Below are 26,900 nucleotides of genomic sequence, written 5' to 3' on the forward strand. Positions count from 1 at the left end.
GGCCATTGTCCCCCACCCGGCCGGATACCCGCCACGTGACCTACCTAACACACGCTTCAAGTTGCCTAAAACCTTTAGGTAAGAGCACAATCGATTCAGGTGAACGACGAAAGGAAGCAATGGCACGCGTAGGGCTGACCCCGGAGCGCCTGACCCGGGCGGGTGCGGAGCTGGCCGACGAGGTCGGCTTCGACCAGGTGACCGTCTCGGCGCTGGCCAGACGGTTCGACGTCAAGGTCGCGAGTCTGTACTCGCATGTGAAGAACTCGCAGGACCTCAGGACCAGGATCGCCCTCCTCGCCCTGGACGAACTCGCCGACCGGGCCGCCGACGCCCTGGCCGGGCGGGCCGGCAAGGACGCCCTGACCGCCTTGGCGAACGTCTACCGCGACTACGCCCGGGAACATCCCGGCCGCTACGCGGCGGCCCAGCTGAGGCTCGACCCGGCGACGGCCGCCGCCAGCTCGGGCGTCCGGCACGCGCAGATGACGCGGGCCATCCTGCGCGGTTACGACCTGACGGAACCGGACCAGACGCACGCCGTACGGCTGCTGGGCAGCGTCTTCCACGGCTACGTGAGCCTGGAGCTGGGGGGCGGCTTCAGCCACAGCGCTCCCGACTCGCAGGAGACCTGGTCACGGGTTCTGGACGCCCTTGACGCCCTGCTGCGGAACTGGCCCGCGGCCTGACCGGGCCGAAACCGAAAGAAACCGAAACCGGTCCCGGTTCCGGACCCGCTCCGGCCTCGGCCCCGGGCCCGGACGCACGGTTCACCCCATCCACCACGCGACGGACACAGGTAAGGGTCATGGACACCACCACCGACTGGATCACCACCCCCATCACCGCGGACCTCCTGCGCGGCGCCATCGACGTGGAGCGCACCGAGCGCGGCGTGCTGCCGCACCGGCTGCCCGCCTGGGCCCGCGCCCAGTACTTCGACGGGCAGCTGGCCATGGCCGAGTCGCAGCCTTCGGGCGTACGGCTGGCCTTCCGTACCCGGGCCACCGCGATCGAGCTGGACACGCTGCCCACCAAGCGGGTCTACGTGGGCGCCCCGCCCCGTCCGGACGGCGTGTACGACCTGGTCGTCGACGGCCGCCTGGCAGCGCAGACCGACGTCGCCGACTGCGGCAACGTCCTGACCATCGACATGACCGCCGGAACCGCCGAGCAGCAGCCGGGACCGGCCGGCACCGCCCGCTTCACCGGCCTGGCCGACGGCGCCAAGGACGTCGAGATCTGGCTGCCGCACAACGAGACCACCGAACTCCTCGCGCTGCGCACCGACGCGCCCGTCGAGCCGGCACCGGGCCGGGACCGCCGGGTGTGGCTGCACCACGGCAGCTCGATCAGCCACGGCTCCGACGCCGCGAGCCCCACCACCACCTGGCCCGCGCTCGCCGCGTCGCTCGGCGGTGTCGAACTGGTCAACCTGGGCCTGGGCGGCAGCGCCCTGCTCGACCCGTTCCTCGCCCGTACGCTGCGCGACACCCCCGCCGACCTGATCAGCGTCAAGATCGGCATCAATGTGGTCAACGCCGACCTGATGCGGCTGCGTGCCTTCACCCCCGCCGTCCACGGCTTCCTGGACACCATCCGCGAGGGCCACCCCACCACGCCGCTGCTCGTCGTCTCCCCCATCCTGTGCCCCATCCACGAGGACACCCCCGGCCCGTCCGCCCCGGACTTCTCCAGCATGAGCGACGGGCAGCTGCGGTTCCGGGCCGTGGGCGACCCGGCGGAGGTGGCGAGCGGGAAGCTGACCCTGGGCGTCATCCGGGACGAGCTGTCCCGGGTCGTGGCGCAGCGGGCGGCCCAGGACCCGAACCTGCACTACCTGGACGGCCGCGCCCTGTACGGCACGGCGGACGCCGTCGAGCTGCCGCTGCCCGACCAGCTCCACCCGGACGCCGCCACCCACCGCCGCATGGGCGAACGTTTCGCCGAGCTGGCCTTCACCGGTGAGGGCGCCTTCGCAGACGGTGTGCGGCGCTCGGAGCGCTGATCGGGTGGACGGCGTGAGCGATCCGATGTCTGCGTTCCGTTCGCTGCTGCGCGCCGACGGCGGGAGCGGCGGGTGGGAGCCCGTGACGGACGGCGAGTCCGGTGCCGGAGTCTTCCGTTCGGCCGACGGCACGCGCTACGCGAAGTGTGTCACCGCCGATCAAGTGGCCGCGTTGGAGGCGGAACGGGACCGGGTGGACTGGCTGGCCGCTCAGGGCGTTCCCGGGCCGCGCGTGCTCGACTGGCGCGTCGGTGACGCGGGGGCCGGGCTGCTGACGAGCGCCGTCGAAGGCATCCCTGCCGACCGGGTGCCGGCCTCGACACTCCGGGCGGCGTGGGAGCCGGTCGCGGACGCCGTACGGCAGTTGCACCGACTGCCCGTGGAACGGTGCCCGTTCTCCCGCGACCTCGGCCAGATGTTCGCCGTAGCACGCGATGTCGTCGCTCGGGGTGCGGTCAATCCGGACTTCCTCCCCGAGGAACAGCAGCACACGCCCGGCGCCGACCTGCTCGCGCGCCTCGCTCCGCACCTGGAACACCGCCGCGCGCAGGAAGCCGCGCAGACCGTGGTCTGCCACGGGGACCTGTGCCTGCCCAACATCATCCTCGACCCGGAGACGCTGACCGTGGCGGGTTTCATCGACCTCGGCCGGCTGGGACGCGCCGACCCCTACGCCGACATCGCGCTCCTGTTCGCCACCGCCCGCGAGACGTGGGGCGACGACGAGCGGCGGTCACGGGCTGCGGAGGAGGCGTTCGCCGCCCGGTACGGGATCGCCCTCGACCGTGACCGCGAGCGGTTCTACCTGCACCTCGATCCGCTCACCTGGGGGTGAGACCGGCGTACGCCGATGCACCGCCGTATGCCGGTGCCGCGCCGTCCGCCCGTGCCGCGCCCTCCGTGGCCGACGGCCGGCCGGTGCGGCGCAGCGCCAGTGCCGCCAGGGCTTCCGGCGCGCCCGACTGGCCGCGGATGCCGGGGAAGGCGTTGATGTCCACGATGGCCGGGGAGCCGTCGCCCGCGTCGATGACGTCCACGCCGTAGACGTCCAGCTCGAAGACCTCACCGACCCGGCGCACCAGCTCGGGCCGGCCGGGCGGCAGGTCGGCGAGGGCGAGCGGCAGCGTGGGGCCGCGCCCTTCGGGCGAGAGTTCCGAGCGGCGCAGGGCGGCGAAGAGCCGGTCCCCCACCGCCCACAGCTTGTGGTCCCAGCCGCTGTTCGGGACGAACTCCTGCACCACGACCGGCTCCTGCGGGTGCGCGGCGGCCAGCTCGCGCAGGTCGGCGTCACCGTCGACACGGGCCACCAGGTCGCGTTTGCGGCTGTGCCGGCTCTTGACCACGACCGGGCCGGGGAGCGGGGGCCCGTCGGCCAGCTCGGTGAGCGTGGCGAAAGTACGGGTGCCCACGAACGGGAGGCCCGCTCGCCGGGCGCGCTGCGCCATCGCCGTACGGTCCTGGAGCAGCGCGGTCGCCGCGGCGGAGTTCACCACGGGAGTGCCGCGTTCCTCCAGGGCGCGGGCCAGGGCGAGGGCCCGGGGCGTGCGCGCTTTCAGGAGGTAGATATCAGCGCGCGGGTCGGGGTCCGCCTCCGCCGTTTCCGGGTCCAGCGTCACCACGTCGTGCTCAGGAGTGAGGAGGCTGGTGGCGGCGGCCAGCAGCGGGTGACCGGGATCGCGGGTGATCAGCCCGATCCTCATGCGCCCTCCCCCGCCGCCGCGGAGACCTGCACGGCGGCCGGGGCGACCGGTACGGGAACCGTGCCGGGTACGGAAACCGTGTCCGGTACAGGAACCGTGTCCGGCACGGGATGGGCCCGGCCCCGCAACGACGGTTCGGCGACCACACCGTGCTGTTCCGGCGGACCACCGGTCACGGGCAGCCCCGCGCCGGCGGTTCCCCGCCCGGCGCGGGCCAGTCCCAGTACGGCCCGGGCGACCCGCGCCACCGCGTCCGGGACCTGCCGGAAGCTGGGGAAGTCGTTGACGTCGACGACCACCGGGCCGTCGGGTCCCAGCAGGACGTCGACGCCGTACAGGTCGAGGCCGTAGACCGCCCCCACCTGGCCGGCGATCGCGGCCACCTCGGCGGAGAGCGGCACCCGGCGTTCCCGTACCGCGTGTTCGGGGTGGAGCGGGGAGCGGCGCTCGGTGGCGTAGAGCTCGCCGGCGACGCAGTACACCTTGACGTCGACGCCCGAATTGGGCACGTACGGCTGGGCGATGAGCATGCCTTCCCGCGCCAGCCCGGGGGACGCCGCGGCCAGCCGGTCCGGCGACGCGACCAGGTGGACGGCCCGGCCGGAGCTGCCGTCGGCGGGCTTGACCACCAGCGGGTACTCGGACGCCGGTATCTCCGCCAGCAGTTCGGGGCGGGCCGCGGCGTAGGTCCGGGGCAGCGGCAGCCCCCGGCTGCGGCCGATCGCCGCGGCCAGCGCCTTGTCCCGTACGCCGCGGATGGACCGGGCGTCGTTGACCGTCGTCAGGCCGGCCGCGGCCGCCGCTTCGAGCAGGGTGAGCCCCGGCCCGCCGGATACCGTCTTGAGCACCCACGCGTCGTGGGTGCCCGCCCGTACCGCCTCGGTCATGTGCAGCAGCGAACCGCCCGGCCGCAGCACGTCGACCCGGTGGCCCCAGGCTGCCAGTTGACGGATCACCTCATTCGGCATGCCGTCGTGACGGTAGTGTTCCTCCACCAGGAAGCAGAGCCTCATCGATCTTCCTTGTAGTCCGCCGAGCCGGCCCGGCGCGTTGCGAGACCACAGGATGTCATGTGCCGCCGACGGCGCTCGCCCCGGCGCCCGGCCGGCCCGCTTCACCGGCCGCGCGGCGGTCGTCGGCCGCTGCGCCACGGCGCCGTACGACGCCGTGGCGCACGCCGCCGGAGGCGCCCGGAGAACACACCGACTCCGGCACGTCCGACGGGACTCAGGACGTACCGCTGGGCACGTGCTCAGCACACAGGCAGCCGACGCCCCTCCCGATCCATTCCCGGCCGGTCCACCGCGGGTGACGCCGGATCATCAGCTCGGTGATCTCGTCGGCGATCGTCCGCTCGCCGACCGCCGCGTCACGGCGGATCCATGTCTCGTCCCGCAGTGCGGCGAGGTAGTCCCGCGTGTCGGCGAGCAGCTGCGGCCCGCCGATGTCGCCGTGGCCCGGCACCACGACGCGTGGGCTCCGGGCCGCCAGCCGCTCCGTCACCGCGAGCCAGCGGGTGCCGGAGACATCGGTGTCGTGCGGCGGGAACCACGGGAAGATGGCGAACTGGCCCGCTTCCACGAGGTCTCCGGTGAAGAGCACGTCCGCGTCGGGCACGCCGACCACCTGGTCTCCCTTGCTGTGCGCCCGGCCGGTGGCCCGCAGGTGCACCACCCGGCCGCCCAGGTCCAGGTCGTACGACCGGTCGTACACGATGTCCGGCCGTACCAGCCGGACGCCCTCCAGGTGCCGCGCGGCCGAAGCGCCGAGCTGCCGGAACATCTCCAGGTAGCCGGGACCTTTCGTCGCCAGGTCCGCGGCCTGGTCGCGGTTGGCCAGGTACGTCGCGGCGCCGGTGAAGGCCTGTGCCCCGAAGGCGTGCTCGGGGTGGAAGTGCGTCGTCGTCAGGTAGAGCCTGCGTCCGCGGGCGTGGTCGGCCGCGAATTTCAGCACCTGTTCCGCGTTCCGGGGGCCCAGGCCGGTGTCCACGACCAGGAGCGCGTCCCGGCCGCCGATGATCCCGATGTTCGGTACGAGCTGTACCCCCTGGTCGGGGATGACCAGCAAATCGTGGGCGATGTCCCGGGCCCCGCTGACGCGTACGACGGGTTCCGGCCCGGTGTGCTCGGCCGTCTTCGGCGCTCCGGCCACCGTCCCGGCTCCCCCGGTTCCCCTGGCCATCTCTGTCATGTCGGCTCCTCGGCGTTCGCCCATGTTCACGACCTGCCGGCGCGAGACGCCCGCCGCCCGCCGGGCTCGTGCGGCGGGCTGATGCAGTGGGCTCGTACGACGGGCTCGTACGAGGGGCTCGTGCGGCGGCAGATCCGGTACGCCGTCGAGTCCACCGCCCGCGCTCCGCCGCGTCCAACACCGATCCGGTCGGCCCGATACCGCATCGGTATCGTTGCCGGATGGAGCTACGCATGCTGCGCTATTTCGTGGCGGTCGCCGAGGAACGCCACTTCGGCAGGGCCGCCGCACGGCTGCACATGACCCAGCCCCCGCTGAGCCGTGCCATCCGGCAGTTGGAGGCCGACCTCGGCTGCACGCTGCTCCACCGCTCCCCCACCGGGGTCGCCCTGACCGCTGCCGGAACCGTGCTGCACGACGAGGCCCGTACGCTCCTCGCGCAGGCCGACCGGGCACGCGACCGGGTGGCAGCGGCGGCGGGTACGGCCACCCTGACCGTGGGCACCCTCGCCGACAGCGCCGAACAGGCCGGAGCCCGGCTTGCCGCCGTCTACCGGGACCGTCACCCGCACGTCCGTGTCCGCGTCCGCGAAGCGGACTTCACCGACCCGACCGCCGGGCTGCGCGCCGGCCTGGTCGACGTGGCCCTGACCCGCGCGCCGTTCGAGGACTCCGGTCTCACCACCCGTGTCCTGCGCTCCGACCGGGTCGGCGTGGTCCTGCGCGCCGACGATCCGCTGGCCGACCATGACAGCCTGCGTCTCGACGACCTCGCGGGACGCCCGTGGTTCCGGCTGCCCGAGGGGACCGACCCCGTCTGGCGCTCCTACTGGGCCAGACGTCCGGACACCGCCCGGTGTACCGGCCCCGTCGTACGGACCGTCCACGAATGTCTCCAGTCCGTCCTGTGGAGCGGCACGGTGGGGCTGGCACCGCTGGCCCACTCCCTGCCCGAAGGGCTCACCGCCGTTGCCTTGACCGACGTGCCGCCCAGCCGGCTCGTCATCGCATGGCGCAGCGGCGACACCGGCCCGCTGATCCGATCCTTCGTACGGCTCGCGACCGCACTGTGGAACCGGAAGGGGACGGAGCCGCAGTCCGGCAGCCGCACGCCGGCCGCGCCTGCGCGCCTGCCGTGAGGGCGGGCCTCATGCGACGACCCATTTCCGGCCTTCCTTCCGCTTCTGTCGTGAGCATGGCCCTTTGACCTCGTAGGATGCCCGCGGTGACCACTTGGCCAGGGGAGACAACGCTGATGGACTTCCGGCTGCTCGGGCCGGTGTCGGCCTTCGCGGGGGACGTACCGGTGCCGCTCGGGCCTCCCAAGCGCCGGGCCGTGCTGGCGCTGCTGGTGCTGGCCGAGGGCTCTCCCGTGGGTGCCGAGCGGATCACCGAGGCGCTGTGGGACACCGAGCCCCCGACACACGCCCGGACCATCGTCTACGGCCATGTCTCCGCGCTGCGCGGCCTGCTGCACCCGGAGCCCGCGGCCTACGTGGCCACCGAAGGCGGTGGCTACGCGCTGCACGCCCCGCCGGAGTCGGCGGACGTGTGGCGTTTCCGCGACCTGGTGCGCCGGGCCGCGGACGGGACTCCCGGGAAGGAGTCGGCCGCGCTGCTGCGCGAGGCCCTCGGGCTGTGGCGCGGCCGGGTGCTCGGCGGGACGGGTGACACGCCGCTGATGGTGGCGGCGGCCGACCGGCTGACCGAGGAACGGCTCGCCGCGCTGGAGCAGTTCGCGGCCGCCCTGCACGCGTGCGGCCAGGGTGCGGAAGCCCTCGCGCTGCTGCGGCCCGCCGCCGAGCGGCACCCGCTGCGCGAGTCCCTGATCGCGGCGACCGTACGGGCGTTACAGGACGCCGACCGCCAAGCCGACGCCCTCGACCTCTACCGCCGTACGCAACGCCTGCTCGCCCAGGAGCTGGGCGTCGATCCCGGGGCCGCGCTGTCCGAGGCGTACCTCGCCATCCTGCACGCGCGGCCGGCCGCCGAACAGAACGCCTCGGCTCCGGCGGCGGCGCGGTCCGAAGCACCGGCGGCCCGGCCCACTCCGGACGCTCCCCCGCCGCCCTGCCTCCTCCCGCGCGCGCCAGCCGGTTTCGTGGGCCGTACGGAGGATCTGGACCGGCTGACCGAGACCGCGCGGTCGGGCCCTGCGCCGCTGAGCGTGGTCACCGGCCCGGCCGGGGTCGGCAAGACCTCACTGGCGGTCCACTGGGCGTACGCGCACGCCGCCGACTTTCCCGACGGCATCCTCTACACCGACCTGCACGCCATGGAACCCGACGGCACCGGTGCGCAACCGGCCGGCGTCCTGCACGACTTCCTCCAGGCGCTCGGCGTTCCCGAGGAACGCCTGCCGGCGGACGCCCGCGCCGCCGAGCACCTCTACCGTTCGCTGCTCGCCGGCCGCCGCGCCCTCGTCCTGCTCGACAACGCCCGCGACTCGGCCCAGGTGCGCCCCCTGCTGCCCGGTGCGCCCGGGTGCACCGTGCTGGTCACCAGCCGCAACCGGATGGAGGGGCTGGTGGCCAGCGACTGCGCCCGGCTGCTGCCCCTGGAACGGCTGGCGCCCGGGGACGGCGTACGGGTGCTGCGCACCGTCATCGGCGACCTCCGGGTGGCGGCCGAGCCCGCTGCCGCCGAGGAACTGTCCGCACTCTGCGACGGACTGCCGCTGGCGTTGCGGCTGGCCGCCGCCCGGCTCGCCGCGCGCCCCCGGCTGGCCCTGCGCGCGATGGCCGACGACCTGGTCGACGAACACCGGCGGCTCTCCCTGCTGTCCGGTGAGGACCTCGGCGTCGAGGCGACGCTGCGGCTGAGCGTGCAGCAGCTGCCGCCGGCCGGTGCGCGGCTCTTCCGCCAGCTGGCGCTGCACGTCGGGTCGGAATTCGACGGCGCCGCCGCGGCGGCGCTCAGTGGCCTGCCGCCCGCCGGGACGCGTGCCGCTCTGGACGAACTCGCCACCGCCCACCTCATCGAGGAGTGGACCGGCGACCGGTACCTGATGCACGACCTGACCCGGCTGTACGCCCGGTCCTGCGCGGCCGAGGCCGACCCGGCGGGGCTGCACCGGCTGCTCGTGCACTACTTGTCCGCCGGCCAGGCCGCCGCGGCGGCGGCCGAACCCGGCAGCCAGCCCTGCGCCGCGCTGCCACCGGGCGTGTCCCCGCCCGGCCCGCCGCCGGTCTTCGCCGACCGGGCCGAGGCGATGGCCTGGTACGTCACCGAGCGCGCCAACCTCACCGCGGCGGTGGCCGCCGCGGCCGACGCGGGGCACCCGGAGCTGGCCTGGCGCATCGCCGTACACCTGTGGCCGCTGGTCGTACGGCAGGTGCACGACGGCTGGGAACCGACCCTCGAACGGGCCCTCGCCGCCGCCACCGCGCTGGACGACCCGGACGCCGAGTCGCGGCTGTGCTCACTGCTCGGCTGGGTCCTCACGGAGAACGGACAGCACGCCGCGGCGCTGGCACACCTGCGCCGCGCACCGGATCTGGCCGTCCGGGCCAAGGACCCGCGCGGCCAGGTGATCGCGCTGATCAACTGGGCGGTGGCGCTGGAACGCGCCGGCGACCTGTCCGGCGCCGGGACCCGGCGGGAACAGGCCGCGCGGATGGCACACGCCCTCGGCCACCCGCACACCGAGACGCTGGCCCTCTACCACCTGGCGGCCCACTGCCTCGGCACCGGCCGTCCCGACGAAGCGGTGACCCACGGCCGGCGCGCCCTGGCGCTCACCCCGGACCAGACGTCGGACGAGCGCCGGGCCCTGCTCCTCGACACCTGCGGCAAGGCGCTCCAGGTCCTCGGCCGTGACGGTGAGGCCCGCCGCTGCTTCGCGGAGGCGGCGGCCCTCGCCGGTCCCCTGGGGCCCGACGGGAAACCGGCGACCGGACGGAAGGGCGCCGCGCCCGGAAGCGGGGGCGCGGCGGGAGGGAACCTGCGCGCCCTCGCTGGCTGACGGGCTCCGGCCGGCCACTCGCGCCCGGCACGGGCCACCCGCTCATCCCGGAGCCGGGCGCCGGGCACCCGTCCCCCCGTGCCGTCCGGCCCGCCTGCTTCCGGTGCGTCAGCCCCACCGCACCACGAAGGTCACCGAGGTGTTGTTGCCCGAGCCGCCCGACCGGTCGCACCGGTAGCCGGCGGGGACGGAGCACTGGTACGAGTTGCCGCCGACGTACGGGTTGTTCCACTTCACGTAGACGTCACCGGCACCCCTCGCGTAGGCGGCATCCCCTCGGTGCCGGTGGCGAACCCGTCCGACTGCGACTCCCAGGACGCCGAGGAGTCCGCGGAGACGACCTCGGCCGGGTAGGAGTTCGCCTTCCACTCGCCGTGCTGGAGACCGGCCCACTTGCGGTTCCACGCCGCCCCGGTCTGGTTGACCAGCGTCACGTGCGTGCTGCGGGCCGCCTGGGCCCCCGCCGCGGACGGCTGTACCGCCGACGTCGCCGGCTGGGCCACCGCGGCACCGGCCCCGCCCGTCACGGCGGCCGGCAGCGCGGCGGCGCCCACCGTGGCCATCCGCCGTGCGAACCGTCCGCCGCCGCGCTGCGCGACGGTTCCCTCGTCGGCCTTGCCGTTCCGGTACATGTCCGTCTCCCTCCGACCGCGGGCGCGCTGTCGCGGTCCGCCTTCCGGGCCTGCCCGGCCGCCCGGCCGGACGTCCGGAAGGAACGCTGCCGTACGGACCTGACGCTCCTCGTGGCGCGGCTCCAACGCCGGGGCGTTATGCGGCTGGGCGGGGAGCGCGAGCGCGGTCGGCGGGGCGGGGCACCGGTGAGCGGATGAGCCGCCGGGACCTGCTTCGGCCGTCCCCGGCCTGCGACTTCAACCCTGGAGTGGTGCGTTTTGGTCATCCTGAGTGGCTGGTTGCCGACGAGGTGACCGAAACAGGTGGCCTTGCGGTGGCGCGAAGCAGCAGTCCCGGCTCGACCGCGCCGCCGGTGTCCAGTGGGTGAGACGGGACCCCAGGAACCCCCTTGAACCCATCTAGCCGCAGCTCCAGCAGCCGTCACAGAAACCCCACAGGCTCCACACGACCTCCACGAGACACAAAGTCAACGTACCTCTCAAACCCCACCACAAGCGGACAAGCGTGACCGCCCGAAGTCGAATCACCTGCCGTCTTCGCTGACCAAAACCTTTCGTTGACACTCAACAAACCAACTCTTTACTGTTACGCGCAAATTCCGACCCACTAACTCCTCTCAGCTGATAGTGAGCGGCAATAAACCGTTCACCATTTGCACGTGCGCACGTTTCCCGAAGTTTGCCGGCCAGTTCACGTCCCCGAACGGCCTGAACACGCGACTCGAACGCAGCATTCAAGAAGAAGGAGCCACGGTGACCCCCGCACTCGCCGAACAGCAGACCCTCCGCCTGTCCGAGGCCGAAACGCAGAAACTCTGGCAGCTCTCCCAGCTCGCCGCCGGCGCCTCCGAAGCCTCTCCGCTGGCGCTTTCCGGCCTCCTTCTGGATCTGCCGAAAGCCGTCCGTACCGCCTTGCTCGAATTCGCCGAGGGCAGTGGCGACTCGGGCTTCTTCCTGCTGCGCGGCGTGCCCCTGGGAGACCTTCCCGCCACCCCCGCCGTCCACCACTCGGGCGCCCTCCGCGGCCACCCCACCGACGGCACGCTCACGCTCGTGGCGGACCTGCTCGGCTCGCTCGTCGGCTATCAGGACGAGAAGGGCGGAGCCCTGATCCACGACGTGCACGCGGTGCCCGGCGAGGAGAAGCGGATCGAGAACAGCGGTTCGGTGGCCTTCGACTTCCACACGGAGAACGTCCACCACCCGCTGCGCCCCGACTACCTGGGCCTGCTGTGCCTGCGCCAGGACCACGAGCGGGTGGCGGCCACCCGCGTCGCCTCGGTGCGCGAGGCGGTCCGGCATCTGACGGCCGAGCAGGTGGCGGTCCTGCGCACCCCGCAGTTCTACAGCTCCTACCCGACCTCCTTCACCCGGGGCCGGACCGGCCCGGTGCCCCGCTCCGGCCCGCACCCCGCGATCTTCGGGCCGGACGACCGGCCGTTCATGCGCTTCAACTCGCACACCACGCACGCCGCCGACGCCGGGGCAACCGTGGCCCTCAAGGCGCTGGCCGAGGCGCTGGAGGCGGTCTGCCACAACGTCGTACTGGAGCCCGGCGACCTCGTCGTGGTCGACAACCACGTCGCGGCGCACGGCCGCAGCGCGTTCGTCCCGCGCTACGACGGCCAGGACCGCTGGCTGCGCCGGTTCTACTCCGTACGCTCCATCCTCGGCTGGACGCAGCACATGATGCCCCGCCAGCGCGTCATCCCGCCGATGGAGGAGATCCAGGGCGTGCTCTGAGGCCCGCCCTGCCCGCGTGATCGCGGCACCCCGCCGAGCGCGACCGCCCCGTGCGCGGTCGCCGGCTCCTGGATTCCGCGCAGCCGCCCCGGACTGCGCGCCTTCGGACCGAGGACCGGAATACCGTGGAATTCTTCGACGTCATAGGGCTGCTCACCGCCGCCGTGGCCGCCGGGTGGGTGGACGCCGTGGTCGGCGGGGGCGGGGTGCTGCTCATCCCCGTCCTGCTGCTCAGCTTCCCCCACCTGCCCCCGGCAACCGCCCTGGGCACCAACAAGATCGCCGCGATCACGGGGACGGCGACCGCCGCCGCCATGTACGCGCGGCGTACGGCCCTGGACCGGAAGATCCTGGTGCCGGCCGCCGCCTGCGCGGTGCCGGCCGGGGCGCTCGGCGCGCTGTCCGCGGCCACCGTCCCCACGGCGTACTTCCGGCCGGTCATCATGGTCCTGCTGATCTCGGTCGCCCTCTTCGTGGCGCTACGGCCGAATTTCGGCACCCAGCCGCTGTCGCGCGAGGTGACCCGGCGGCGGCGCGTCGTCGCCGTACTCCTCGGCGGCTGCGTGGTCGGTTTCTACGACGGCCTGTTCGGGCCCGGCGTGGGCACCTTCCTCATCATTTCCTTCACCACGCTCCTGGCGACGCAGTTCCTGGAGAGCGCGGCGATGTCGAAGGTCATCAACGCCTCGTCCAACCTCGGCGCCCTGGCCGTCTTCGCGATCCAGGGAAATGTGCTCTGGGCGCTGGGGCTCGGTATGGCCGTGGGCAATGTGACCGGCGCGCTGATCGGTTCACGCATGGCGCTGAAAAAGGGGTCCGGATTCGTCCGTACCGTGCTGGTGCTCGTGGTGATCGGCATGGTGACGAAGATGGCGTTCGATCAGTTCGCATGACCGCGCGACGCATTCGGGTCCCGCGCCACCCGTAATTCAGCACCACCGGCGTTCCCGCACCGCCGGCAATTCCGCACCGCCGGCAATTCAGCTCTGCCAGCACTTCAGCACGTCCAGCACTTGATGGGAACGACGAGAGAACTCATCCGCCACACACGTGACGAGAGACCGGAGGCCAGCCTTGGACACCGCACGGAATCTCGATGAACTGCTGACCCTGCCCGACTTCGAGGCAGCCAGTGACCAGGTGCTCGACCGGGGCTGCCGGGCGTACGTGGCCGGCGGCGCCGGCACCGACCGCACCGTGCGCGCCAACATCGCGGCGTTCGACGGCATCTGGCTCCGGCCGCGGGTCCTCGCCGGCACGGCGACCGAGCCCCGCACCGAAGTGACCGTCCTCGGACACCGCATGGCGATGCCCGTCCTGCTCGCTCCGACGAGCCCGCAGCGGCTGCTGCACGAGGACGCGGAGATCGCCACGTGCCTCGCCGCCGAGGCGGCCGGGGTCGTGCCCGTCGTCAGCACCGACAGCCACGTCCCCTTCCCGGAGATCGCCAAGTCGTCCGGCGGGGCCTGCTGGTTCCAGCTGTACGCCTACCGGTCGCGGGACGACATCGCCGCGACGATCGACATGGCCGAGACCGCGGGCGCCTCGGCCCTGGTGGTGACGGTGGACGCCAGCCACGCCGCCCTGCGGGTGCACGCCCGGCGCGCCGGGTTCGCCACCCCCGGCCACGTGGACTTCGGCACGCTGCGCGCGCTCGGCATCCTGGAGGGCGAGGTGCCGGCCGGTGCCCGCATCGACCGGCTGCCGCTCAGCTGGGCGGATCTGCTGTGGATCCGCGCGCGGACCCGGCTCCCCCTCCTGGTGAAGGGCGTGCTGCGGGCCGAGGACGCCCGCCGGTGCCTGGACAGCGGCGCGGACGGCGTCATCGTCTCCAACCACGGCGGGCGGCAGCTGGACGGGGCGGTGCCCAGCGTGGTCGCCCTGAGCGAGGTGGCGGACGAGGTCGCCGGCCGGAGCACGGTGCTGTTCGACAGCGGTATCCGCTCCGGCGTCCACGTCGTCAAGGCCCTCGCCCTCGGCGCCGACGCGGTCTGCCTGGGACGGCCGTACCTGTGGGGCCTGGGGATCGCCGGGCGCGAAGGGGTGGAGGCCGTGCTGCGGCTGCTGCGCCAGGAGATCGAGGACACGCTCCGGCAGCTGGGCGCCGCGGATGTGGACGAGCTGGGGCCGGACTTCGTGACCCGGGCCGGCGCCGGGGCGGCCTGAAAACCCCCGGGGCCCCGGTCGGCCGTCCAGCGTACGGCCCTCCAGCCGGCCAGCCGCCCCGCCCACCAACCGTCCAGCCGTACCGACATGACGACATTCCGAGATCGGAGACCCACCATGTTCCACTTCTCGCGTGGCATTCCCCCGCAGGAAGCGATCCCCTCCCGGCAGCTCGCCGAGCACACCGCGGCCGTCCTGCGGGACCACGAGGACCGGGTGTTCCAGTACGCGCCGATCGGCAAGCACACCGGTGACGCGGCGCTGCGGGAGCAGCTCGCGGCGTTCCACTCGGTCGGCGCCGACCGGATATTCGTCACCAACGGTTCCCTGCAGGCGCTGGATCTGCTCGCCGCGCACCTCCTCGCGGGCGACCGCAAGGACGTCTACGTGGAGGCCCCCACCTACGACCGGGCGGTGCAGATCTTCGAGCGGCACGGCGGGCGGGTCTCCGGCGTCCCGCTCCGGCCCGACGGTCTCGACCTGGACGCGCTCGAAGCGCGGCTGGCGTCCCGGGTGCCGGCGGTCGTCTACGTCATCCCGGATTTCCAGAACCCCAGCGGCGTCACCATGAGCGAGGACAAGCGCCGCCGTCTCGTGCGGCTCGCCGAGGCCCACGACTTCCTGATCCTGGAGGACATCCCCTACCGGGAGCTGCGGTACGGCGGCACGGCGCCCGCCGGCTTCTTCGAGCTGGCGCCCGCCGGGCGGGTCCTCACCATGGGCTCGCTGAGCAAGGTCCTCAGCCCCGGGCTGCGCGTCGGGTACGTCATCGGGGATCCCGCCACGCTCGGCGCCCTGGCCGCGCTCGCCGAGGGCACCTACCTCTCGCCCGCCCCGCTGCTCCAGGCGGTCGCCGCGCGGGCGCTGGCCGCGGGTCTGGCCCAGGAGAACGTGGCGCGGGTCCGCGAGCTGCTCGGCCCGCGGCACGACGGCGCGGTGCGGGCCGTGCGCGAACTGCTGGGCGCGGACGCGCTGATCACCGAACCGCACGGCGGCTACTACGTGAGCGTGCACCTGCCCGTCGCCACGGACGAGAACACGTTCCTGAAGGCCGCGGCGGCCGACGGCCTGAAGCTGACCCGGGGCTCGGGGTTCTACCCGGCCGACGCCGCGCCGCCGGAGGGCGAGGTCTTCCTGCGGCTGCCGTTCCAGTCCTTCGAGCCGGACGAGTTCGCCGCCGGCGTCGAGCGGCTGGCGGCGGTCGCGTCGAAGGGCTGACACCCGGCTGCCGGACGGGCCCCGGGCGGAGCGTTCCGCCCGGGGCCCGCGGTCAGTCGATCCCGGCCGCCTCGCCTGCCTGTGCGGAAAGTCGGTGTTTGTCATGGTTCGATACGGGTACCCAGCGGACCGCAAATGATCTTCGAAGCCCTTGGAGGCACCGCACATGAGTGATCAGACACCGTCCCAGGCGGAAGGCGAGCGGGACGACGAACCGAAGACGGCGGGCCGGCGGGGCGCGTCCTCCCGGGACCGCGAGGACGCGCCCCGCCCCACCCCCTCCCAGGCGGAGGGCGAGCGCGAGGAGGACGCGGAGCGGGACAGGTCCTGACGGCGGCCGGCTCCGCATGGACGACGGCCCACGGGGGTATCCGCCCGATGGGCGCACGGCACGGTCCGGCGCGGGAAGGAACCGCAGTGACCGACTCCGGCCCGGACCCGGCCCCGTACCCGCCCCCGCCCTGGCATCTGACGGGCCACCTGTGGGGCGGCCTGTTCGCCGCGGAGCCGGCCCCGGCTCCGCCCCCGGACCTCGCACGCCTGCTGCCTCGCGGGCTGGCCGTCTTCCTCATCCGGTACCGCGGGGGCACCCTCCGCTACGACGAGCTGATCATCGGAACGCCCGTCCGCCGCGGCCGGCGCATCGGCCTGTACGTCCAGTGGATCTGGGTCGACGACGAGCGGTCGCTGCGGGGCGGCCGGCGCATCTGGGGCGTCCCCAAGCAGTCGGCCGCGTTCCACTGGGACGGCCCGCACGTCCGCGTCCGCGACCGCGAAGGGCTGGTCGCCGCCCTCGAAGTGACGGCGAAGCGCCCGCCGCTACCTCGTCTTCCGCTGCCGATGACCGGCTTCGGCACCCTCGACGGGGCCCGGACGGTCATCACCGCGCGGTTCCGCGCCCGGCCGGCAGCCGCCTCGCTCCGGGTGACCGAGTGGTCCGCGCGGCTGCCCGCGCTCCACCGCGCCGAAGCCCGGCTCCGCTTCGCCGCCGCCTCGTTCGACATGCTCATGCCCGCCCCGGCGCGGTACCCGGTTCCGCCCGCCGGCTGACCACCGCCACGGACACCTGCCGCCACCGGGTGACCTGATCAGTCGTCACCACCCGGCTCGCGCCCCCTTCCCCGCCGAGCAGACCGGTGATCAGCCGGCCGATGGTGCCTGTGGTGCGAAAGAGGGGGAACAAGCCAACCGTGGCTGAAGTTACCGACCCCTTGCTGGATCTCGTCCGGCGGCGCCGTGAGCCGGTGGTCGTCCAGACCGTCCGGTCGACCGTGGCCGCCGTGATCTCGTACGCCGTCGCCCTGGCGCTGAGCAGCGAACCGGCGCCGCTGACCGCTCCGCTCACCGCGCTCCTGGTCGTCCAGGTCACGCTCTACGCGACGCTCACCACCGGGATGCGCCGGGTCAACGCGGTGGTGGTGGGCGTGCTGATCGCCATCGGGTTCAGCGCCCTGGTGGGGCTGACCTGGTGGAGCCTCGGCCTGATCATCCTCGCCGCGCTGGTGATCGGCCGCTTCGTACGGGCCGGTGAGTTCGTGCCCGAGGTGGCGATCAGCGCCATGCTGGTGCTGGGGGTGACCCGGGTGGCCGAGACCGCCTGGGACCGGGTGCTGGAGACCCTGATCGGCGCCGTCGTCGGGCTGCTCTTCAACGTGCTGTTCGTGCCGCCGGTGTGGGTGCAGCCCGCCGGCGCGGCCATCGAGGACCTGGCGAGCCGGATGCGGCGGCTGCTCGTGTGCCTCGGGGACGAGGTGTGCGGGCACATCCCGGTGCGGGAGGCCGCGGCCCGGCTGCACGAGGCGCGCCGCCTGGACCACGACATCGTGCAGGTGGACGCCGCGCTGCGGCAGGCGGAGGACAGCCTGCGGCTCAACCCCCGGGTCAAGGAGGGCACACTATTCCGTGTGGTGCTGCGCACCGGTCTGGACACCCTGGAGATCTCCGCGGTGGTGCTCCGAACGCTGTGCCGCACCCTGACCGACCTGGCCAAGGCCCGGACACAGGAGCACCTCTTCGCTCCGCACATCGCCGCCGCCCTGCACGATGTGCTCCACCACCTGGCCTGCGCGGTCGAGAGTTTCGCCGTACTGATCACCACGCAGGTCAGCGCCAACGCGGAGGAGGCCGAGGAGCGGCTCGTCACGGAACTCGCCCGCAGCCGCGCCAGCCGCGACGTGGTCGCGCACCTGCTGTTGGACGGCGTGCAGGAGCACCCTCGGCAGTGGCAGTTGCACGGTGCGCTGCTGGCCGAGGTCGACCGCATCCTGGACGAGCTGGACGTGGACAAACGCACCCAGCGGCTGATCGAGGAGCTGGACCGGGAGTCCCGTGAGCAGCGCGAGAAGTACCGCTTGGTGGACCGGCTCCGGGGCCGGATAAACGTCACCCGGACGGGCGGCCGTACCGCCGAGCGCCAGGGCCCGGTGCCCTAGCGAACCTAGACGGTGACCCGTACGCCGTACTCGCGCACCCAGGTGTCGAACTCGACCAGCCGTTCCAGCACGGCGCGGGCGCTCCACGGGCCGCCTACGCCGTACGCGCCTTCCGGCCGGTCCAGGAGGCGGCGGATGCCGTCCTCGCTCACCAGGTGCAGCACCGGCGCGTCCGGGGTGAGGAGGCCGGCGACCTTGCGGCGCAGGGCGTGCTCGTACTTCAGGTCCTGGGTGGAGGGATAGGGGCTCTTCTTGCGGTCGAGGACCGAGTCCGGCAGCAGGCCGCGCATCGCGGCGCGCAGCAGGCTCTTCTCCCGGCCGTCGAAGCACTTCATGGCCCACGGGGTGTTGTAGACGTACTCGACCAGGCGGTGGTCGGTGAAGGGGACGCGCACCTCCAGGCTGACCGCCATGCTGATGCGGTCCTTGCGGTCCAGGAGGAAGTTCTCCCAGCGGGTGAGGTTGAGGTAGGTGATCTCGCGCATCCGGGCCTCGTGGCCGGTCTCGCCGGCCAGCCGCGGCACGTCGGCCAGCGCTTCGGCGTAGCGCCGTTCGATGTACTCGGTGAGGCCCAGCCGGTCCCACAGGCCCAGTTCGCGCAGCGCGCCGATGCCGCCGGCCTTCTCGAACGGGTGGTGCCAGGGGAAGCTGTCGAGGCCGGTCGCCTCCGGGTCGTGGAACCAGGTGTAGCCGCCGAACAGCTCGTCCGCCGCCTCGCCGGACAGTGCCACCGTCATGCGCTCCTTGAGCGCCCGGCAGAGCAGGAACAGGGAGTACTCCATGTCGCCGGTGGACACCGGCAGGTCCTGGGCGCGCAGCACGGCGTCGCGGACCTTCGGGTCGAGGATGTCCTCGTTGTCCAGTTCCACGATGATGTGTTCGGCGCCGACGTGGGTGGCCACCTCGATCGCGAACGGGGTGTCCGGGTCCTCCCACTGCACGTTGGAGCGGAAGCGCTCCTGGTGGCCGGTGAAGTCGACGGAGAAGGCGCGGACCGGTTCCGGGATGCCGCGCCGGGCCCGGGACGCGGCGGCGAGCGCGGTGACGGCGCTGGAGTCCAGTCCGCCGGAGAGCAGCGTGCCGACGGTGACGTCGGCGAAGAGCTGGCGCTCGACGGTGTCCTCCAGGAGCGAGCGGACGGTGGCCACCGTGGTGTCGAGGTCGTCGGTGTGCGGACGGGCCGTCAGTTTCCAGTAGGTGCGCACGTCGCTGCCGTGCCGGGTGAATTTCCGTACCGTTCCGGGCAGGACCTCGTGGATACCGCGGAACACGCCGTGGCCGGGCGTCTTGACGATGCTGAAGATCTCGCGCAGGCCTTCCGCGTCCACGGCCGCCTCGATCTCGTCGTGGGCGAGGATCGCCTTCGGCTCGGAACCGAAGAGCACACCATCGGCGGTCGGACAGTAATACAGGGGTTTGACGCCCATTCGGTCGCGGATCAGGAACAGTTCCTCGGAGCGCGGGTCCCACAGCGCGAAGGCGTAAATTCCGTTCAGGTGTTCGGCGCAGCCCTCGCCCCACTCCAGGTAGGCGCGGAGGACGACTTCCGTGTCGCTGGACGTCCGGAAGGTGTGTCCTAGGCCGCACAACTCGTCGCGCAGTTCCCGGAAATTGTAGACTTCGCCGGTGTAGGTGATGACCGGCGCTTTCCCGGATTCCCCGGCGTCCGCCGCGTCCATCGGCTGGCGACCGCCCTGGATGTCGATGATGGCCAGCCTGCGGTGGCCGAGCAGCGCATGTTCCGACACCCACACCCCGCCGGCGTCCGGGCCTCGGCAGACCATGGTCGCGGTCATCGCCCGTGCGGTATCCGCATACGCGGTGAGGTCGCGTTCGTAACTCACCCAGCCGGCCAGACCGCACATGGAAACCACACGCCTTCATCAGGAATGCGCGAAGCGGCCACGGGCGCCTCGCACATTCCTACAAGTGCCTGACGCCCATTGTATCCGCCCGGCTTCCACCCGTCCCGGCGGGAAATTCCCGCTTTCCACCGGCAGGCCGGCCGGTGGTCCCGGGCGCCCTTGCCCGGCGGTTCGCCGCGCGGTGCGGGCACGCCGCCCGAGGGCCGGAATGGTGTCGTTCAGGTGGCCGGGGAGCAGCCACGGCAAAGCCGGAGAAAAATAACTTCCAAAGCTGCCCAACTGGCGAAATCCGCCCCTGCGAACTGCCGGGGCGGGAGGAATCTGGGGACGTTCGTTGTGTGGCGTGCCCGAACGAGTCCGCCACCGTGGCCCCGGAAGGAGCCGTCGTATGCGGCGTGGCAGGGCGAAGGCGGACGTGTCGCGGCGGACGCGGCCGAGCGGCTGCCGGCGGCCGGGCGGCTGGCGGCCACCGCAACCACCACCTGCGCCCGTCCGTACGACTACCGCCAGGGCGTATCGGTGTGGTTCCGCTCGCTGTTCACCCTCGACCCGGACGTGTCCGCCATGGCGCACGCGCCATTCGTCTACCAGCTCCACGCCCTGCCCGGCATGGCGCTGTTCGCGCTGTGGCCCTTCAGCAGGCTCGTCCACGCCTTCGCCGCCCCGGTCGGCTATCTGGTGCGGCCCTACATCGTCTACCGCTCCCGCGGTCCCCAGAGGACCGCCCGCCGTCCCGTGGCCGGGCATCCGGTTCGCGCGGGGGCCGGGCGCGGACGAGAGAAGGACCACAGCGCCGCACGAGGCCGGTGACGGCGGTTCGGCGAGGGTGAGAAGCGGGTACACCGGTCACAATGAGGTTCCTTCCCCCGACCGGTTCGGGACGTACTCTCCCGGCACACCGTCCGAGCGCGCGGCGGGCGTCGGGATTCCGGTCCGCCACGGCTACTGCTCCAGCATCCCTTTCCGCAGGTGTTCCAGGGTCCGCGAGAGCAGCCGCGAGACGTGCATCTGCGAGATGCCCAGCTCCGCGCCGATCTGCGCCTGCGTCATCTCCTGGACGAAGCGCATCTCGATGATGCGGCGCCGGCGGTCGTCCAGCTCCTGCAGGAGCGGGGCGAGCGCGTTCAGGTTCTCGACCAGCTCCATCGCGGGGTCCTCGTCGCCCATGACGTCGGCGATGGCGCGGCTTTCGCCGGCCGCGCCGGAGCCGTCGCCGGGAGTGTCCAGCGAACCGGCCGTGTAACCGTTGCTGGCGGCGATCGCGTCGACGACCTCGTCCGCACCGATCTCCAGATGGGCGGCGAGCTCCGCAACGGTGGGCTCGCGGCCCAGGTCGGCGGAGAGCTGCTCACCAGCCCGGGACAGCTCGACCCGCAGTTCCTGGACCCGGCGGGGCACGTGCACGGCCCAGGTGGCGTCGCGGAAGAAGCGCTTGATCTCACCGACGATGTACGGGACGGCGAAGGTGGAGAACTCCACCTCGCGCGCGAGGTCGAACCGGTCGATCGCCTTGATCAGGCCGATCGTGCCGACCTGGATGATGTCCTCGGAGTGTCCGAGGTCCTGGCCCCGGCCGCGGAACCGGGAGGCGGCGAAGCGGACCAGTGAGAGATTCATCTCGATGAGGGTGTTGCGTGCGTACTGGTACTGGGGCGTTCCCTCTTCGAGGGTGGCGAGCCGGGCGAGGAACAGCTTCGACAGCTCCCGGGCGTCCCGGGGCGCCACCTTGGTCGCGTCCGGCACCCGCGGCAGCTCGGGCGCCTGCGGCTCCCGCCGCGCCGGCACCGTCGTCTTCGCCTCCGCTGCACATCCTGGTACGGCAAGCATGGTCACATCTTCACCCTTCGCGGTACGTACGGTCAGGTGCACCTGCCCGACTCTTAGGTGTTCAACCCTTGCCTGTGGGAAACAGTTGCTCATGGGGAGGTGGAAGATCGGCGCGGCGGCCGGGGCCGGGAGGCGGCCGCGACGGTCCGGCTTCGTGCCCTTGCCCGCGCTCGGTAACATTTGCCGGACGGCAATCGAAGATCGCGTGCGGTTGGGCACACACCGCACGAGCAGCACAACAAGCGCGCTTGTGCTCCAGCCAATCACCAAGAAAGGACCCCGGGTTGAGTTTCACCGAGGCCGCGGCACGCGAACGTGTCATCGGCGCGCTGCGCGCGGAAACCGAGACCGTCTCCGACCGCTGGGTACAGCTCCAGCTGGCCCAGGAGGAGATGCACGGCATAGTGAGCGAGGGCGAACTGCGGGAGGAGGCCGACGCCTTGCTCCACGCCCTCCTGCGCGGGCTGGAGAGCGACGTCCCGGCGAACCGCGTCATCGCCACCGACCAGGCCCTGCGCCAGGCCGTGACCGATCTCTCCATGCGCCGGGCGCGGGGCGGCGCCATGCCGACCGTCACGTCCCTGGCCGTCCTCTCGCTCAAGGAAGCGCTCCTGGAGGCGGTGCAACGGCAGACCCGGGACACCGAGGAGCTGTTCACCATCGCCGTGCTGATCAACCGGCTGCTGGACGCGGCCGGCGCGCTCTCCTTCGAAGTCTACGTGGAGGGCCGCGAGGAGATCATCCGGCGGCAGAGCCGGCAGCTCCTGGAGGTGTCCACCCCGGTCGTCCGCCTGTGGCGGCAGGTCCTGGCCGTACCCCTGATCGGCACCCTCGACACCACCCGTACGCAGGTGGTGATGGAGAACCTGCTGGAGGCCATCCAGGAGCACGAGGCGCTGGTCGCCATCATCGACATCACGGGGGTGCCGACCGTGGACACCGCGGTCGCCCAGCACCTGATGCAGACCGTCAACGCGGTACGGCTGATGGGCGCGGACTGTGTGATCAGCGGCATCCGGCCGTCCATCGCGCAGACCATCGCCCAGCTCGGCATCGACCTGTCCACCATCCTGACCCGCGCCACCCTCGCCGACGCGCTGGCCACCGCGGTCAAGCTCACCGACGAGGCCACGACCCACCGGTCGGCCGGCGCGCAGGAGAACCGGTGAACGCCCGCCCGACGCCCTCGGTGCCCATCCTCAGGCTGGGCGACGTGCTGGTCACCGGGCTGCTCAACGAGCTGGACGACGCCACGGTCGTGGCCTTCACCGAGGAGCTGACCACCCGTATCACGGCCGACCGCGCGCGCGGTGTGCTCATCGACATCTCGCGCCTGGAGATCATCGACTCCTTCGTGGCGCGGACGCTGATGGAACTGACCACCATGGCGCGGCTCCTGGGAGCCCGGGTGATCGTCGCGGGCATGCGGCCCCCTGTGGCCATGACCCTGGCCGAGCTCGGGCTGCGCCTCGCCGGTGTGGAGACCGCCCTGAACGCGGAACACGGCATGGCGGCCCTGGGCTGGTACCAGAGTCCCCGTCCCTCCGGAGAGGTACCGCATGACGGGACCCGGTGAATACGGCCGTACCGGCGGCGCCGGTACCACGACGCTCGACGGCACGGGCACGGAGCGGGCCGACGGCCCGGCCGAACCGACGGTGCTCACCGTGCGCAGCGAACAGGACCTGCTCGCGATCCGGCACGCGGTCCGCGACGCCACCCTCCAGGTCGGCTTCAGCATCGTCGACCAGACCCGGGTGGTCACGGCCGCCAGCGAGCTGGCCCGCAACGCCTACGTCCACGGAGGCGGCGGCACGGTACGGATCGAGTACCCGACCCGGCCCGGCGCGGTGGGCCTGCGGCTGACGGTCGACGACGCCGGACCCGGCATCGCCGACATCGACGCGGCGCTCACCGACGGCTACACCACCGGCTCCGGCCTCGGGCACGGGCTGGGCGGCGCGCAGCGCCTGATGGACGAGTTCGAGATCCGTACCCGGGAGGGCGGCGGCACGACGGTGACGGCGACCCGGTGGGCCGCGCGTTGACTCTGCCGCCCGCCGCGTACCCGTCGGCGTACATCCCCGTCGACCACTACAGCGCCGTCCACCTGGCCGCACGGGCCGCGCGGTCGGTCGCGGAGCGCTGCGGGCTCCAGGGAGCGCTGCCCGATCAGGCCGCGGTGATCGCGTCCGAACTGGGCAGCAATCTCGCCAAGCATGCGGTGGACGGGGCGCTGTACGTGCAGGAACTGCCGCTGGGGAAAGGAGTGGAGATCATCGCCGCGGACCGCGGGCCGGGCATGCCGGAGCTCCGGCGCTGTCTGGCCGACGGGTACACGACGACCGAGACGCTCGGCGCCGGCCTGGGCGGCGTCAACCGCATAGCCACGAGCTTCACCGTCCGCACCCATGAGCCGGGCGGCACCGTGGCCTGTGCCCGGCTCGCGCCGCCCGAGGAGGCGACGGCCGCGCGCCGGGCGGTCGGCGCCATCTGCGTGCCCGCCGAGCGGGAGGAGGTCAGCGGGGACGCCTGCGCGGTGGCCGAGACCGAGCAGGGGCTGACCGCGATCATGGTCGACGGGCTCGGGCACGGGCCGCCGGCGGCCGAGGCGGCGCAGATCGCGCTGCGTACCTTCGCCAGGGTGTCCGACCAGCCGCTGCCCGGTCTGCTGAGCACCCTGCACCGTGCGCTGCGCCGCAGCCGGGGCGCGGCCGTCGGGCTGCTGCGGCTGCACGCCGGACGGGCCCAGTACTGCGGCATCGGCAACGTACGGTGCCTGACGCTGACGCAGCGGGACGTCCAGCACCGGCTGACCGGTCAACCCGGGGTGGCGGGGCTGGAGATACCGCAGCCGCTGGCCCGCGACATCCCGTGGGAACCGCGCTTCACCGCCCTGCTGCACACCGACGGCATCGACCACCGCTGGGCCCACGGCCCGGACCCCTTCTTCCTGCGTCTGCCCGCGCCGTTGCAGGCCGCGGCCCTCGTGCACGGCCACCGCCGCAGCCGGGACGACGCGACCGTACTCGCCGCCAACCTCCACCAGAGACTCTCGTGAGACGCCATACCTTCCATGCGCTGCCGGCGCTGCGCCACGCCGTGCGCCGGCTGGGCGCGGCCAACGCCCTGCCCGTCGAGACACGGGCGCGACTCGTGCTGTCCGTGAGCACACTGGCCGACTCGGTGCTCCGGGCCGGGTACGGGGTCACGCTGGAGTCGGCCCGTACGTGTGCGACGGATCGTTCCGCCCCGGCCGGAACCCTGACCCCGGGGTCCGTCGGGGCGCCCGGGGACGCCACCGGTGCCGGCGTCGGTCCCCCGGACGCCGCCGGGCCGCCGGCCGGTTCCCGCGACGGGTCCGCCTCCCGCAACGGCAACGGTCCCGGGAGCGGCCGGGGGGACGGCTCCGCGGTCACCCCGGCCGATGCCGCGTCCCACATCCCGGCCGATGCCGCCGCCGACCCGGCCGACACCGGCTTCCTGGCCGTCACGCTGCGCATCCCGGCCCCCGTGCTCACCCCGCCGGCCGGCGCCGAACTGCCGCTGCCCGCCCAGGTCTCGTCCGACACGGCCACCTGGCATGTACCGCTCCCGGCCGGCACCCCGGAGTTCCGGATCCCCGCGGGACGGTCGCCGGACGACGCCACGGCCGGCGGCGGACGGCTGCGCGGCCCCGGCAGCACGTTCGCGGGCGCGTCCGGCGGCGACGGGTCCGACGGGGTGGCGGACCCGGTGGCCGAGAACCGGCTCCTGGAGGAGGAACTGCGGGTCGCGCTGGCCCGGGTGGACTCCCTCGCCGCCGACCAGCGCCGCCTGACGCACGAACTGGCCGAGACGAACAGCGGTGTGCTGGCGCTCTACGTGCAGTTGGAGGAGCGCGACGAGCAACTGCGGACGGCGTACGGCCACATCCTGCGCGAGCTGGAGGACGCGCTGCGCCCGCCGCCGATCGCGGTGGACGGGCTGGAACTGGCCGTGCACTACGCGCCGGCCGGCACCGACGCACCCACCGGGGGCGACTTCTACGACTGGTTCACATTGCCGGACGGCACGGTCCACATCACCGTCGTCGACGCGCTCGGCCACGGCGTACGCAGTACGCGCAGTGCGCTGAACGTCACGCATGCCGTGCGGACGCTCGCGCTGGAAGGCCACCCGCTGAAATCCATCGTGGCCCGTACGGACGAGATCCTGGCGCCGCTCGATCCCGAGCTGATGGCCACGGTGCTGCTGGCGCGGATCGACCCGGTCAGCGGGGATCTGCAACTGGCCAACGGCAGCCATCCGCCGGCTCTGGTGGTGCGGGGCACGGGTGAGGAGGAATACCTGGAGGTGCGCGGCCGCGGGGTCGGCTACCCGCTCCCCGGCAGTGAGCGGCTGCTGCACACGAAGCTGGACGACGGCGACCTGCTGGTGCTGTACACCGACGGGCTCACCGAGAGCCGGCGGGACCCCAGGGAGGGCGAGCAGCGCCTGGCCGAGAGCGCCCGGCGGCACCGGCACCGGCCCATCGGGGAGATCCCCGGCGCCATCGCCGAGGACATGCACACCGTCATCCTGCACTCCGACGACACACTGGCGCTGGCCGTCCGGCCGTCGCCGCGTTCACGCTGACGTCCGGCCCCGCCGGGCGACGACGGCGCTGACCGTCTTGCCCCCGGCGGTGGTCTCCACCGAGGTGGAGACGGCGAGGCGGCGGACCATCGGCCAGCCGAAGCCGCCGCCCTCGCCGCGCACGTCCGGATTCCGCTCGCAGGGCGGCCGGGTGCTGGAATCGGCCACGCTCACCGTCACGGTGTCGGGGCCGGCCGTGAGATGCAGGGTGCAGGTGCGGGTCCCGGTGTGCCGGACGGCGTTGGTGACGAGTTCGGAGACGATGAGCACGACGGCGTCGGCGGCGTCCCGGTCCGGCGGCGGGCCCAGCCCCCTCAGCAGGTCACCGGCGACATCCCGGGCGACGGCTGCCGCTTCGGGACAGTTCTCCAGCGTGACCGTCAGCGACGGCGCTGTGGAAACCCTGTGCGGGGCCGTGGCGCTGCTCATCGGGGCTCACCTCGTTTCCCGTTCGACCGTAAGGCGTACAAGTAGGCAGCTTGCCCGCCAGGCAACCGGGCAATCACACCGTCACATACGGAACAGCGAGTTCCCGATG

Annotated in this window: 25 protein-coding genes and 1 pseudogene; 18 read left to right on the forward strand and 8 right to left on the reverse strand. The window is 72.8% G+C overall.

All coding sequences use genetic code 11. The annotated features are described in order from the left end of the window. The first annotated feature begins 119 nt into the window (after positions 1-119). From ACH4FX_RS28875 to ACH4FX_RS28885, 3 genes are all read left to right on the forward strand, one after another. Positions 120-689, forward strand: a complete 570-nt coding sequence (locus tag ACH4FX_RS28875) for a TetR/AcrR family transcriptional regulator (protein WP_398483789.1) — start codon at positions 120-122, stop codon at positions 687-689. Between the two features lie 119 nt (positions 690-808). Next, complete coding sequence (locus ACH4FX_RS28880) at positions 809-2,008, forward strand: GDSL-type esterase/lipase family protein (RefSeq protein WP_398483791.1); 1,200 nt, start codon at positions 809-811, stop codon at positions 2,006-2,008. 25 nt (positions 2,009-2,033) lie between these two features. Further along, positions 2,034-2,843 (forward strand): APH(3'') family aminoglycoside O-phosphotransferase, encoded by an 810-nt coding sequence (locus tag ACH4FX_RS28885; RefSeq protein ID WP_398484003.1) that lies wholly within the window; start codon positions 2,034-2,036, stop codon positions 2,841-2,843. Here the strand turns inward: ACH4FX_RS28885 and ACH4FX_RS28890 are convergent. From ACH4FX_RS28890 to ACH4FX_RS28900, 3 genes are all read right to left on the reverse strand, one after another. Beyond that, positions 2,830-3,708, reverse strand: a complete 879-nt coding sequence (locus ACH4FX_RS28890) for a RimK family alpha-L-glutamate ligase (RefSeq protein ID WP_398483792.1) — start codon at positions 3,706-3,708, stop codon at positions 2,830-2,832. The two genes, ACH4FX_RS28885 and ACH4FX_RS28890, sit on opposite strands and share 14 nt — an antisense overlap. Next, positions 3,705-4,721, reverse strand: coding sequence for a RimK family alpha-L-glutamate ligase (locus tag ACH4FX_RS28895; protein WP_398483794.1), 1,017 nt, complete (start codon positions 4,719-4,721; stop codon positions 3,705-3,707). Before ACH4FX_RS28895 ends, ACH4FX_RS28890 begins: the two co-directional genes overlap by 4 nt. A 214-nt stretch (positions 4,722-4,935) precedes the next feature. After that, the gene (locus ACH4FX_RS28900) at positions 4,936-5,889 is read right to left on the reverse strand and encodes an MBL fold metallo-hydrolase (RefSeq protein WP_398484005.1); all 954 of its coding nucleotides are present in this window, start codon (positions 5,887-5,889) and stop codon (positions 4,936-4,938) included. Between the two features lie 230 nt (positions 5,890-6,119). Between ACH4FX_RS28900 and ACH4FX_RS28905 the strand changes: the two genes are divergently transcribed. Next, complete coding sequence (locus ACH4FX_RS28905) at positions 6,120-7,037, forward strand: LysR substrate-binding domain-containing protein (protein WP_398483796.1); 918 nt, start codon at positions 6,120-6,122, stop codon at positions 7,035-7,037. Positions 7,038-7,123: 86 nt separating this feature from the next. Then, positions 7,124-9,862 carry a BTAD domain-containing putative transcriptional regulator gene (locus tag ACH4FX_RS28910; RefSeq protein ID WP_398483798.1) on the forward strand — a complete coding sequence of 913 codons (2,739 nt, stop codon included), beginning with the start codon at positions 7,124-7,126 and terminating at the stop codon, positions 9,860-9,862. Positions 9,863-9,970: 108 nt separating this feature from the next. On the opposite strand, the gene ACH4FX_RS28915 is transcribed toward ACH4FX_RS28910, so the two are convergent. After that, complete coding sequence (locus ACH4FX_RS28915; protein WP_398483799.1) at positions 9,971-10,099, reverse strand: hypothetical protein; 129 nt, start codon at positions 10,097-10,099, stop codon at positions 9,971-9,973. Next, entirely contained in the window at positions 10,096-10,494 is a 399-nt protein-coding gene (locus tag ACH4FX_RS28920; RefSeq protein WP_398483801.1) for a hypothetical protein, read from the reverse strand. The genes ACH4FX_RS28915 and ACH4FX_RS28920 overlap by 4 nt, the downstream gene beginning before the upstream one ends. Positions 10,495-11,247: 753 nt before the next feature. Here ACH4FX_RS28920 and ACH4FX_RS28925 point away from each other — a divergent pair. The 7 genes from ACH4FX_RS28925 to ACH4FX_RS28955 all read left to right on the forward strand — a co-directional run bounded on the left by ACH4FX_RS28925 (position 11,248) and on the right by ACH4FX_RS28955 (position 18,053). Next, positions 11,248-12,237, forward strand: a complete 990-nt coding sequence (locus ACH4FX_RS28925; RefSeq protein WP_398483803.1) for a TauD/TfdA family dioxygenase — start codon at positions 11,248-11,250, stop codon at positions 12,235-12,237. Between the two features lie 125 nt (positions 12,238-12,362). Then, on the forward strand, positions 12,363-13,130 hold the full coding sequence (locus ACH4FX_RS28930; RefSeq protein WP_398483805.1) for a TSUP family transporter: 768 nt from the start codon (positions 12,363-12,365) through the stop codon (positions 13,128-13,130). A gap of 181 nt (positions 13,131-13,311) precedes the next feature. Beyond that, a complete protein-coding gene (locus tag ACH4FX_RS28935; RefSeq protein ID WP_398483807.1) occupies positions 13,312-14,403 on the forward strand; it encodes an alpha-hydroxy acid oxidase in 1,092 nt (363 codons plus the stop codon). A gap of 117 nt (positions 14,404-14,520) precedes the next feature. Beyond that, a complete protein-coding gene (locus ACH4FX_RS28940; protein ID WP_398483809.1) occupies positions 14,521-15,621 on the forward strand; it encodes a PLP-dependent aminotransferase family protein in 1,101 nt (366 codons plus the stop codon). Positions 15,622-15,787: 166 nt separating this feature from the next. After that, a complete protein-coding gene (locus ACH4FX_RS28945) occupies positions 15,788-15,952 on the forward strand; it encodes a hypothetical protein (RefSeq protein ID WP_398483811.1) in 165 nt (54 codons plus the stop codon). Positions 15,953-16,038: 86 nt separating this feature from the next. Further along, entirely contained in the window at positions 16,039-16,671 is a 633-nt protein-coding gene (locus ACH4FX_RS28950) for an acetoacetate decarboxylase family protein (RefSeq protein WP_398483812.1), read from the forward strand. A 140-nt stretch (positions 16,672-16,811) separates the two neighbouring features. Further along, positions 16,812-18,053 carry an aromatic acid exporter family protein gene (locus tag ACH4FX_RS28955; RefSeq protein ID WP_398483814.1) on the forward strand — a complete coding sequence of 414 codons (1,242 nt, stop codon included), beginning with the start codon at positions 16,812-16,814 and terminating at the stop codon, positions 18,051-18,053. Positions 18,054-18,058: 5 nt separating this feature from the next. Here the strand turns inward: ACH4FX_RS28955 and asnB are convergent, their stop codons facing one another. Further along, positions 18,059-19,918: an asparagine synthase (glutamine-hydrolyzing) gene (gene asnB, locus ACH4FX_RS28960; RefSeq protein WP_398483816.1), complete on the reverse strand. Its 1,860-nt coding sequence runs from the start codon at positions 19,916-19,918 to the stop codon at positions 18,059-18,061. A gap of 459 nt (positions 19,919-20,377) precedes the next feature. Between asnB and ACH4FX_RS28965 the strand changes: the two are divergent. Next, positions 20,378-20,728, forward strand: a pseudogene (locus tag ACH4FX_RS28965) (respiratory nitrate reductase subunit gamma); the annotation flags it as partial. Positions 20,729-20,860: 132 nt separating this feature from the next. Here ACH4FX_RS28965 and ACH4FX_RS28970 read toward each other — a convergent pair. Next, the gene (locus ACH4FX_RS28970) at positions 20,861-21,745 is read right to left on the reverse strand and encodes an RNA polymerase sigma factor SigF (protein ID WP_398483818.1); all 885 of its coding nucleotides are present in this window, start codon (positions 21,743-21,745) and stop codon (positions 20,861-20,863) included. Positions 21,746-22,029: 284 nt separating this feature from the next. Here ACH4FX_RS28970 and ACH4FX_RS28975 point away from each other — a divergent pair, with 284 nt between their 5' ends. The 5 genes from ACH4FX_RS28975 to ACH4FX_RS28995 are packed head-to-tail and all read left to right on the forward strand — an operon-like array spanning position 22,030 to position 26,362. Beyond that, positions 22,030-22,914, forward strand: a complete 885-nt coding sequence (locus ACH4FX_RS28975; RefSeq protein ID WP_398483819.1) for an STAS domain-containing protein — start codon at positions 22,030-22,032, stop codon at positions 22,912-22,914. Next, complete coding sequence (locus ACH4FX_RS28980; RefSeq protein ID WP_398483821.1) at positions 22,911-23,321, forward strand: STAS domain-containing protein; 411 nt, start codon at positions 22,911-22,913, stop codon at positions 23,319-23,321. The genes ACH4FX_RS28975 and ACH4FX_RS28980 overlap by 4 nt, the downstream gene beginning before the upstream one ends. Further along, positions 23,305-23,793, forward strand: coding sequence for an ATP-binding protein (locus ACH4FX_RS28985; protein WP_398483823.1), 489 nt, complete (start codon positions 23,305-23,307; stop codon positions 23,791-23,793). The genes ACH4FX_RS28980 and ACH4FX_RS28985 overlap by 17 nt, the downstream gene beginning before the upstream one ends. After that, positions 23,790-24,806 (forward strand): SpoIIE family protein phosphatase, encoded by a 1,017-nt coding sequence (locus tag ACH4FX_RS28990; protein WP_398483825.1) that lies wholly within the window; start codon positions 23,790-23,792, stop codon positions 24,804-24,806. The genes ACH4FX_RS28985 and ACH4FX_RS28990 overlap by 4 nt, the downstream gene beginning before the upstream one ends. Beyond that, a complete protein-coding gene (locus ACH4FX_RS28995) occupies positions 24,803-26,362 on the forward strand; it encodes a PP2C family protein-serine/threonine phosphatase (protein WP_398483827.1) in 1,560 nt (519 codons plus the stop codon). The genes ACH4FX_RS28990 and ACH4FX_RS28995 overlap by 4 nt, the downstream gene beginning before the upstream one ends. On the opposite strand, the gene ACH4FX_RS29000 is transcribed toward ACH4FX_RS28995, so the two are convergent. Further along, complete coding sequence (locus ACH4FX_RS29000; RefSeq protein ID WP_398483829.1) at positions 26,354-26,791, reverse strand: ATP-binding protein; 438 nt, start codon at positions 26,789-26,791, stop codon at positions 26,354-26,356. The genes ACH4FX_RS28995 and ACH4FX_RS29000 overlap by 9 nt on opposite strands. Between the last annotated feature and the right edge of the window lie 109 nt (positions 26,792-26,900).

Source organism: Streptomyces sp. NPDC018019 (assembly GCF_044327805.1).
Lineage (GTDB): Bacteria > Actinomycetota > Actinomycetes > Streptomycetales > Streptomycetaceae > Streptomyces.